Annotated in this window: 7 protein-coding genes and 1 tRNA gene; 4 read left to right on the plus strand and 4 right to left on the minus strand. The window is 66.0% G+C overall.

Features of this window, described 5'->3' with window-relative positions; genetic code table 11:
- Positions 1-17: 17 nt before the first annotated feature.
- Positions 18-1,478, plus strand: coding sequence for a glyceraldehyde-3-phosphate dehydrogenase (locus ACLQ7E_RS10720; protein ID WP_411732564.1), 1,461 nt, complete (start codon positions 18-20; stop codon positions 1,476-1,478).
- Positions 1,479-1,604: 126 nt separating this feature from the next.
- Here the strand turns inward: ACLQ7E_RS10720 and def are convergent, their stop codons facing one another.
- The 4 genes from def to ACLQ7E_RS10740 all read right to left on the minus strand — a co-directional run bounded on the left by def (position 1,605) and on the right by ACLQ7E_RS10740 (position 3,488).
- A complete protein-coding gene (gene def / locus ACLQ7E_RS10725) occupies positions 1,605-2,177 on the minus strand; it encodes a peptide deformylase (RefSeq protein WP_411732565.1) in 573 nt (190 codons plus the stop codon).
- A 237-nt stretch (positions 2,178-2,414) separates the two neighbouring features.
- Positions 2,415-2,490, minus strand: a tRNA-His gene (locus tag ACLQ7E_RS10730).
- Positions 2,491-2,630: 140 nt separating this feature from the next.
- On the minus strand, positions 2,631-3,248 hold the full coding sequence (orn, locus tag ACLQ7E_RS10735; RefSeq protein WP_411732566.1) for an oligoribonuclease: 618 nt from the start codon (positions 3,246-3,248) through the stop codon (positions 2,631-2,633).
- Between the two features lie 66 nt (positions 3,249-3,314).
- Positions 3,315-3,488, minus strand: coding sequence for a hypothetical protein (locus ACLQ7E_RS10740; protein ID WP_411732567.1), 174 nt, complete (start codon positions 3,486-3,488; stop codon positions 3,315-3,317).
- A 404-nt stretch (positions 3,489-3,892) separates the two neighbouring features.
- Here ACLQ7E_RS10740 and mptB (ACLQ7E_RS10745) point away from each other — a divergent pair, with 404 nt between their 5' ends.
- The 3 genes from mptB (ACLQ7E_RS10745) to ACLQ7E_RS10755 are packed head-to-tail and all read left to right on the plus strand — an operon-like array spanning position 3,893 to position 8,482.
- Positions 3,893-5,491: a polyprenol phosphomannose-dependent alpha 1,6 mannosyltransferase MptB gene (mptB, locus tag ACLQ7E_RS10745; protein WP_411732568.1), complete on the plus strand. Its 1,599-nt coding sequence runs from the start codon at positions 3,893-3,895 to the stop codon at positions 5,489-5,491.
- Positions 5,488-7,098, plus strand: a complete 1,611-nt coding sequence (gene mptB / locus ACLQ7E_RS10750) for a polyprenol phosphomannose-dependent alpha 1,6 mannosyltransferase MptB (RefSeq protein ID WP_411732569.1) — start codon at positions 5,488-5,490, stop codon at positions 7,096-7,098. The genes mptB (ACLQ7E_RS10745) and mptB (ACLQ7E_RS10750) overlap by 4 nt, the downstream gene beginning before the upstream one ends.
- A 58-nt stretch (positions 7,099-7,156) precedes the next feature.
- On the plus strand, positions 7,157-8,482 hold the full coding sequence (locus tag ACLQ7E_RS10755) for a glycosyltransferase family 87 protein (protein WP_411732570.1): 1,326 nt from the start codon (positions 7,157-7,159) through the stop codon (positions 8,480-8,482).
- The last annotated feature ends 151 nt before the right edge of the window (positions 8,483-8,633 follow it).

An 8,633-nucleotide genomic window follows, 5' to 3' on the forward strand; every position in this document is an offset into this window, starting at 1 on the left:
ATTTGGAAGGATTTTCAGTGACCCAGCAGTCTGTCGAAGCCCTACAGGAATGGAGCGGGCGCGAAGAGCTCGCCGAGGCCATGATCCCGTTGATCGGGCGCCTGTACCGCAACAACAACGTGGTGACGTCCATCTATGGCCGCAAGCTGATCAACCAGTCGGCCATCAACATCCTCAAGGCCCACCGCGTGGTCCGCCGCATCGAAGGCGAGGAGCTCCCCCTGGAGCAGACCATGCCGATGCTGCAGGCCATCGAGGCGCTGGACCTCGGAGCCGTCTCCATCGACCTGGGCCGCCTGAACAAGTTGTTCACCGAATCCGGCTCCACCGACCTCACCGCCTTCCTCACCGGGGAACTGGGAGACAAGGTCGGCAAAGCCGGCGCCACCGACGCCGAGCCGACCGACGTGGTCCTCTACGGCTTTGGCCGCATCGGCCGCCTGCTGGCCCGCATCCTCATCGAACGCGGCGGCTACGGCCTGCGCCTGCGCGCCATCGTGGTCCGCAGGGGCTCGGATGACGACATCGTCAAGCGCGCCTCGCTGCTGCGCCGCGACTCGGTCCACGGCAAGTTCGACGGCTCGATCACCGTGGACGAGGAAAACAACACCATCCTCGCCAACGGCACGCTGATCCAGGTCATCTACTCGAACGACCCGTCCACCGTCGACTACACCGCCTTCGGCATCAACAACGCCATCGTGGTGGACAACACCGGCCGCTGGCGCGACGAAGCGGGACTGTCCCAGCACCTGAAGGCCAAGGGCGTTTCCCGCGTGCTGCTCACCGCACCGGGCAAGGGCGACCTGAAGAACGTCGTGCACGGCATCAACCACAAGGACATCACGGCCGAGGACAAGATCGTCACCGCCGCGTCCTGCACCACCAACGCCATCACCCCGGTGCTCAAGGCCCTGAACGACCGCTTCGGTGTCATCCACGGCCACGTCGAGACGGTTCACTCGTTCACCAACGACCAGAACCTCATCGACAACTTCCACAAGGGCGAACGTCGCGGCCGTTCCGCGGCGCTAAACATGGTCATCACCGAGACCGGTGCCGCCAAGGCCGTTGCGAAGGCGCTTCCGGAGCTTGAGGGCAAGCTGACCGGCAACGCCATCCGCGTTCCCACCCCCGATGTGTCCATGGCGATCCTGAACCTGAACCTGGAAACGGCGACCACCAAGGAAGAGTTGAACAACTTCCTGCGTGAAACCTCGCTGGGCTCGGAACTGCACAAGCAGATCGACTACATCGATTCGCCCGAGGTTGTCTCCTCGGACTTTGTCGGCTCGCGCCGCGCCGGCATTGTCGACGGACTGGCCACCATCGTCACGGGCAAGAACGCCGTTGTCTACGTTTGGTACGACAACGAGTTCGGCTACTCCTGCCAGGTGGTGCGCGTCATCGAAACCATGGCCGGCACCCACCCGCTGGCGGTTCCTGCCATCGCCGTGACCGAGCCGGCCTCGGTCTAGCCTGGTCTTCCCCTGCGGGGGAGTCAAAGTGGCCCCTGTCCTCCGGATTCCGGCGGACAGGGGCCACTTTGGTTTTGGGTCCCGCTTCCATGTTGTGGGGGCCCTGGAAGCGCGACCGGATGCGTATCAGTGGCCGAAGGGATCCTCGTCGGTTCCAGGCATCCACGTCAGGTTGGGCACGCCCCACCCCAGGGACTTCTTGGCCTTCTTCCAGCGCCGCGCCCACTTCTCGTTGAGCTTGTCGACGTACAGGTAGCCGTCCAGATGGTCGTACTCGTGTTGCATGACCCTTGCGAACCAGCCGGTCGCGTCGAAGGAGATGGCGTTCCCGTCGCCGTCGAACCCCTCGACCCGGGCGAACTCGGCGCGCTTGAGCGGGAAATTCAGTGCGGGGGCGGAAAGGCAGCCCTCGATCTCCTCGTCCGGATCCGGGTTCGACTGCGACACCTTGGACAGGGTCAGGCGCGGGTTGACCACCACGCCGCGGGGCGGCGCGCCGTCCTCGTTCTCGTATTCGTAGGTGAAGATGCGCAACCCCACGCCGATCTGCGGGGCGGCAAGGCCCACGCCGTGGGCCGCATCCATGGTGTCGTACATGTCGCTGATGAGTTCACGCAGCTCGTCGTTGAACTCGGTGACTTCCTGCGCGCGAGTGTGCAACACGGGTTCGCCGTAAATGGTGACCGGACGGATACTCAAGACTTCTCCTAGGGCTTTCAGGTGGGAGTTTTTAGATGGGGGAGAGGGGGGGCTGGCAGGGGGGCCTTGTCAGGCGCCGGAGAGCAGCAACGTCGCAATGCTTTCACGCATGATCTCGCTGGCGCGATCGAAGATCCTGTGCTCCATCTGCTGGCCCGGCCCTCTCTGCGGTGCAATTGCGTGATGTGTCGTGGAATGACAAAAGCCGCTCCGGAATTTCTTCCGGAGCGGCTTCATTGGGGTGAGTAACGGGGATTGAACCCGCGACCTTCTGGACCACAACCAGACGCTCTGCCGACTGAGCTATACCCACCAAGTTCGCCCTGAGGCTAGCTGTCCTGCCGCTCCGAATCACTTCCGAACTGCTGGGCAACGAGAACTATCATACACATATTTTGAGGTGGAGCGCCAACTCGAAAGTGGCCCTTTTGCATGTGTTGTGCACCACAGTGCCTAATCAGCGGGCCTTTGCGCGACGATTCGGGCCGCCGTGGCCTTGGCTGACGCGGAATCAGGGCCCGGAGCGGGGACCATGACGGTGGCGCGGTAGTACTTCAGTTCCTCGATGGAATCGCGGATGTCGCCCAGCGCCCGGTGGTTGCCGGTCTTGGCAGGGGCCTGGAAAAATGCGCGGGGGTACCAGCGGCGGGCCAGTTCCTTGATGGTGGACACGTCGAGGATGCGGTAGTGAAGGTGCTCGGTGATCTCGGGCATGTCCCGGGCCAGGAAGTTCTTGTCGGTGCCCACGGAGTTGCCGGCAAGCAGCGCCTTGTTGGGCTCCGGGGCGTGGGAACGGATGTAGTCCATGACGACCTTCTGTGCGTCGGCCATCTCCAGCCCGGCGTCCAGTTCGGTGATCAGCCCGCTGTTGGTGTGCATGGTGCGCACAAAATCGCCCATTTGTTCCATGGCTGCGGAGGGTGGCTTGATCACCACGTCGACCCCGTCACCCAGGATGTTGAGCTCGGCGTCCGTCACCAGGACCGCGACTTCGATCAACGCATCATGTTCCAGGCTCAGGCCCGTCATTTCGCAGTCGATCCACACAATTTTTTCAGCTGAAATAGGCACGGACCCCAATTTACCCGATTCCGTCCCGGCCGGACCCCGGCGCGGCCAGGCATCCGGCGGGGAAGATCAGGACTTGGAGGAGTCGCGCGCCGCGCTGAGCAGCCACAGCATGACGAAGACCACCAGTCCGGTCCCGGCCAGCGCGATCGAGGCGACCGTGCTCATGCCCAGGAGCGGGGATGCAACGCCCAGCAACAAAGAGAGGAACACGCCCCAGCCCAGCAGGGAATGGTTGCGCACCGAATTCCGAACACTCTTTGCACGCCTGCCCACGGGTGTTGCCTCACTTCTGCGATCGTTCGATATACCGGCCCCAAGCCTATGCAAGATCCGGGTGCCGCGACCCGTTAGCCACGCCCGCTGCCGGGCCGGGAACAGCGTCCCGGTGCAGGTGCCCGGGTGGACCAAATGAGTGCCCGTGGGCATGCGCGCCGACGGGCAGGCACGCGCGGCAGTGTGAGCCCGCGCACCGGCGGCCCGCCTCCCGGGTAAATCCAGCGGGCGATGCTAGGATCGGACTTGATTTTTACGCGCACTGCCGCGCCCGCGAGGCGCCGCAAGGGCGCGGCCGGCCGGCCGGTGCAGTTGCCGACACACACCTGGTTGATCCAGCCAAGGTACGACGAATCAGGAGCGGGGCGCAGATGAAAGCAGTGCGATCCTCCGTCGGGGCCACGAGCCAGGCGGGCCGCGGGCCGCACCTGTCGCCGTTGATCCAGGGCACCGTGGGCTCGATCATGATCCTGCTGGGTTCCTACGCGATCGGCTGGTTGGCCAGCGTCTCCCCGCTTAACCGCTACCCGCTGCTGATCGCGATCCGCACCGACTACTGGGGCGTGGTTGCCGGAACCGTCGTGCTGACCCTGGGCTGCTGGATCCTGTTCCGCGCCTGGCTGCGGCTGGGCCAGCAGCTGGCCGGCTGGCCCGAGGGCTCGCTGCGGACCGTGAAGAAGGCGGTGTGGGCGTGGAGCGCCCCGATGCTGCTGGCGCTGCCGATCTTCTCCCGCGACGTCTTCGCCTACATCGGGCAGGGCAGGCTGGTGGCGGCCGGCCAGGATCCCTATGTCGATGGCATCTCCACGCTGAACAACTGGTTCCAGCTGGGCGCCGACATCACCTGGGCCGAATCCGAGACGCCTTACGGGCCGCTCTACCTGAACGTGGAGTACTGGGTCAACCGGCTGGTGGGCACGAGCCCCGACCTCTCGGTGTTGCTCTTCCGTCTGGTCGCTTTCGCCGGGGTGATCCTGTGCATGGTCTACGTGCCGAAGATCGCCGCGCTGCACAAGGTCTCCGGCGCCAAGGCCACCTGGATCTCGGTGGCCAATCCGCTGTTCTTGATCAGCTTCGTGGCCAGCGCCCACAACGACTCGCTGATGATCGGCCTGGCCTTGGCCGGCACCTACTACGCTGCCACGCGCCGGGGCGTGCTCGGCGTGGTGCTCATCGCCGCGTCCATCGGCGTCAAGCCCATCACCATCGTCCTGCTGCCGTTCATCGGCCTGCTGTGGGCAGGGTCCGACGCCGGCTGGGGACGCAAGATCCGCTACTGGGTCTACACCGGGTCGCTGGTCGCCGTCATCATGGCCATCATCGGCTGGGCCAACGGCTACGGCTTCGGCTGGCTCTCGGTCATGCTGGGCACCGGGACCGGAGCCGTCATCTTCGCCCCGGTGGGCGCGCTGAACGCCCTGCTCTCCGGGGCGCTGGCGACCATCGGGCTGCCCACCGACTGGCTGCTGCCGGCCCTAAAGCTCATCGGCCGGCTCTCCTCCGTGGGGCTGGTGCTGCTGCTGATCTTCAAGGGCAAGCCCTCGCACCTTATCCAGCGCATGGCACTGGCGTTCTCCGCGCTGGTCGTCCTCTCGCCGATCATCCAGCCCTGGTACATCCTGTGGCTGCTGCCCTTCTTTGCGATCACCGGCATCCGCGACGACTGGCAGCTTCTGTGGGTGTACGTCACCACCGCGTTCTTCATCGCCTTCGGGGCCGCCGACCAGATCTTCATTTGGCAGTTCCTCTCCGACCTTGACCCGTGGGTCAAGCACCTGTCCACCGGGATCTCCTGGGCGGCGATGGCATACCTGGCCTTTCTGGACCCGCGGACCAAGAAGCTCTTTGTTGCGACGCTGCCGACGCGGCTCGGCGGCGGCGCCGGACCGCTGCGCAGAGGGCCCAAGTCCCCGGGCACAACGACGCCCGAGCCCGGCCCGCGCACCGATCCCGAGGTGCCGAACCCGTGAGCAACCCGGCAGGGACCCCGTATCCCCACGACGCGGCCGTTGGCCGCCGCTTCGCCGGCACCACCCGCGCCCTGGAGGCCCTGCGCCAGCGCGGGGCCCGCGTCCCGCTCCTGCGCCACCTCACCGGCGGCGGGGAGGACACCCCCGACATCGCCATCGCCCAGGGCCTGATCGCCTCGCTCATGGTGATGGTCGGGTCCTGGGGTGTGGGCTGGATCCCCAGCTCGCAGGAGTCCTTGCTGGCCCGCTCGAAGTTCCTGCTGCCGCTGCGCGTGGAAATGCTCGGGGTGATCATCTGCACGCTGCTGCTGGCCCTGGGTTCGATGCTGCTCTTCCGTGCCTGGCTGCGGCTGCGCCAGCGCGCCCAGGACGACGGGACCAACCCCGTGGCGGTGATCGCCAAGGCCATCTGGGTCTGGTCGATCCCGCTGCTGTTTTCCTTCCCGATCCTGTCCAAGGACGTGTACTCCTACCTGGGCCAGGGCCGGCTCATGCATGCGGGGCTCTCGCCCTACACCGACTGGGTCTCGCAGCTGCCGGGCTGGTTCGCGCAGGGCTCGGACTCCCTGTGGGCCGAATCCACCTCGCCCTACGGACCGCTCTTCCTGATGTACGCGCGGTTCGTGTACTTCGTCTCCGGCGGGGTGCCCGAATACGGGGTCATGCTCATGCGCCTGGTGGCAGTTGCGGGGGTCGCACTGTGCGCCTGGGCCGTGGTGGCCCTGGCCAGGCTCAGGGGCCGGGATGCGGCGTGGCCGCTGTGGATCTCGGTGGCCAACCCGCTGTTCCTGCTGAACATGGTCGGCGGGGTGCACAACGACGGGCTGATGATCGGCGGGGTGCTGCTCGGCTTCGTGCTGGTGGCCCGCAAGCGGCACCTTGCCGGCATCCTCGCCGCCACCGCCGCCATCGCCATCAAGCCCATCGTGGTGTTGGTGCTGCCCTTCCTGGGCCTGGCGATGGTCGCCTGCAACGCGGGGACTGGCAGAAAGATCCGCGCCTGGGCGTACACCGGGGCCGTGGCGGCGGGCGTGATGGCGCTGCTGGGTGCGGCCTCGGGGCTCTGGTTCGGCTGGATCGCGGCCATGGCGGGTGCCGGATCCGCCGCCTTCCCCTATGCGCCGGTGGGATTGCTGGGCATGCTCGCCGGCTGGATCGGCTCGTTGGCCGGCGGGAACCTGGAATTCATCGCCTCAATCGTGTTCGCGATCTTCCGGTTCGCTTCCCTGGCCATCGTGTTCTGGCTCGCGATCCGCCGGCCGGCCGGGCCCCCGCTGCTCTATGCCGGCTACGCCCTGGGTGCCGCGGTCGTTTTGGCACCCATCATCCAGCCCTGGTACCTGTTGTGGCTGATCCCGTTTTTCGCGCTGAGCCGGCGCTACCCGGTCAATTGGGAGCGCGCCCTGTATATCCTGTGCCTGCTGGTGTTGCTCTCCGGGGTGGTGGACCAGTTGTCCATCGGCCAGTGGTTCTCCTTGGTTTGGGTGCGCCTCTTCGCCGCCGCCATCGGCCTGGCCTATATGGGCTACCTGGTGTTCATCGACCCGAAGACCGCGTCCATCTTCGGCGCCGACCGGCGCCGGCCGCTGCTGCCGGGCAAGAAATGACCCGGCCCCCAACTTTCCAAACCCCGAAGACCCCTAGAAATGAGGCAACCGGATCGTGATGCAACCGGTCAAGAACCTGTTCAACGCCCGCGAGACCACACGCCCGATCATCATCGGGCTGCTGGTGCTCACCGTCATCGGCGCGTCCATCGCGGTGCTCACCAAGCAGTGGTGCCGCATCAACGGGTGGCCCGACGCCGAACAGCACCTGCACCTTTGCTATTCGGACTTCACCCAGCTCTTTGGCACCCGTGGCATGGCGGACAAGCTCTTCCCGTACTTCACCGGACTGCCTGCCGAACAGGCGCTGGAATACCCGGTGCTGCTGGCCATCATGGCCGGGCTCACCGCGTTGGTGATTCCCGGCATCGGATTCAGCCCCGAGCGCCAGCTGGCCTACTTCGACGTGAACTCCGCGGTGTCCTTCATCTGCTGGGCAGCCGTGGTGGTTGCAGTGGCCTACGCCGCGCGGCACCGCAGCCGGGACGCGATCATGGTGGCGCTGGCCCCCGGCATCATCCTCACCAGCCAGCTCAACTGGGACCTGTTGGCCGTGATGCTGGCAATGTGCGGCCTGCTGGCCTTCTCGCGCAAGCACATTGTGCTGGCCGGGGTGCTGCTGGGACTCGGCGCGGCGGCCAAGCTCTACCCCTTCTTCCTCTTCGGGGCGATCCTGGTGCTGTGCCTGCGCACCGGGCGCATGCGGCACTTCTGGGTCTCGCTGGCTTCCGGCGCGGCGGCCTGGTTGGCGGTCAACGTGCCGTTCATGATCACCGCGTTCGACGAGTGGAGCCGCTTCTACACCTTCTCCGGGGACCGGCCGGCCGGCAACTCCTCGATGTGGCTGGCGTTCGTGTGGACCGGGATGGACGGCTCGACGATGTCATACCTGTCCAATGGGCTCTTCGGCGTGGCCTGCCTTGGCATCGCCTGGCTGGGGCTGACTGCCACCCGCCGCCCGCGGATGGCCCAGCTCGCGTTCCTGATCGTCGCCGCGTTCCTGCTGCTGGGCAAGGTTTACTCGCCGCAGTTCGTGATGTGGCTGATTCCGCTCTACGTGCTGGCACGCCCCAAGTGGCGCGAGTTCCTGGTGTGGCAGGGCATCGAGGTGTTCCACTGGGTCTTCGTCTGGCTCTGGAGCGCCAAGTGGGTCAGCGGGCTTGAGTACTTCGGCGGCAACTGGATGATCGAAATCTTCTACGGGCTCGGCATCGTCGCGCACATGGGCATGCTCGTCTACATCTGCGTGAAGATCATCGGCGACATCCGGAACCCGGGACGCGACGTGGTGCGTGCGGACGGGATCGACGACCCGCTGGCCGGGCCCCTGGAAGGACTCGAGGACTCCTTCGTGCTGGGACGCAACGCCAAGGCCAAGGCCTAGGCCTAGGCCTTGGCCTCGACGACGCTGCCGCCCTTCCTCGGGCAGGGTCAACCCCCCCTTGAAAAGGCCCGATTGCACCACGGGAAACCCGGCGCCAAACGGCCATTTAACCCCCGGCGAACACCCCTTCCCGGGGGCGCCGCGCAAGTCA

The sequence above is a fragment of the Paeniglutamicibacter sp. genome, from assembly GCF_046714615.1.
GTDB lineage: Bacteria > Actinomycetota > Actinomycetes > Actinomycetales > Micrococcaceae > Paeniglutamicibacter.

Coding starts and splice junctions, on each gene's coding strand:
- ACLQ7E_RS10755 (WP_411732570.1), top strand. CDS start 7,157: ATGCAACCGGTCAAGAACCTGTTCAACGCCCGCGAGACCACACGCCCG.
- mptB (WP_411732568.1), top strand. CDS start 3,893: ATGAAAGCAGTGCGATCCTCCGTCGGGGCCACGAGCCAGGCGGGCCGC.